This is a genomic window from Alkalibacterium putridalgicola (assembly GCF_900109825.1).
GTDB classification, from domain to species: Bacteria; Bacillota; Bacilli; order Lactobacillales; family Carnobacteriaceae_A; genus Alkalibacterium; species Alkalibacterium putridalgicola.
The window spans coordinates 1-1,046 of the sequence record NZ_FOBL01000072.1 but is presented as its reverse complement, the minus strand read 5'-3'; the positions used below and the strand labels follow the sequence as shown (position 1 = coordinate 1,046).

The following is a 1,046-nucleotide window of genomic DNA, read 5'->3' as shown; positions in this document are numbered from 1 at the left end:
CCACCGAATGACTAAGGTTTCCTGGGGAAGGCTCGTCCGCCCAGGGTTAGTCGGGACCTAAGCTGAGGCCGAAAGGCGTAGGCGATGGACAACAGGTTGATATTCCTGTACCAGTCTGCTTTGTTTGAGCAATGGAGGGACGCAGGAGGCTAAGATGTGCACGCTGCTGGAATAGCGTGTCCAAGCAACAAGTCTGAGAAAGAGTCAAATGCTTTTTCTCTTAAGGACAAGTTGTGATGGGGAGGGAAATTAAGTACCGAAGTATCCGATGTCACACTGCCGAGAAAAGCTTCTAGTGAGAAGTAGGCTGCCCGTACCGCAAACCGACACAGGTAGTCGAGGAGAGAATCCTAAGGTGATCGAGAGAACTCTCGTTAAGGAACTCGGCAAAATGACCCCGTAACTTCGGGAGAAGGGGTGCTGACCAATTGGTCAGCCGCAGTGAATAGGCCCAAGCGACTGTTTACCAAAAACACAGGTCTCTGCTAATTCGTAAGAAGATGTATAGGGGCTGACACCTGCCCGGTGCTGGAAGGTTAAGAGGAAGGGTTAGCTTCGGCGAAGCTCTGAATTGAAGCCCCAGTAAACGGCGGCCGTAACTATAACGGTCCTAAGGTAGCGAAATTCCTTGTCGGGTAAGTTCCGACCCGCACGAAAGGTGTAACGATTTGGGCACTGTCTCAACGAGAGACTCGGTGAAATTATAGTACCTGTGAAAATGCAGGTTACCCGCGACAGGACGGAAAGACCCCATGGAGCTTTACTGTAGTTTGATATTGAGTGTCTGTACAGCTTGTACAGGATAGGTAGGAGCCTATGAAGCCAGGACGCCAGTCTTGGTGGAGGCGTTGGTGGGATACTACCCTCGCTGTATGGCCACTCTAACCCACGACCGTTAACCGGTCGGGAGACAGTGTCAGATGGGCAGTTTGACTGGGGCGGTCGCCTCCCAAAATGTAACGGAGGCGCCCAAAGGTTCCCTCAGAATGGTTGGAAATCATTCGTAGAGTGTAAAGGCAGAAGGGAGCTTGACTGCGAGACCTACA

1 rRNA gene is annotated in these 1,046 nt (G+C 51.7%); it reads left to right on the top strand.

From position 1 onward, the window contains the following. A 23S ribosomal RNA gene (locus BMX84_RS12375) occupies positions 1-1,046 on the top strand; the annotation flags it as partial.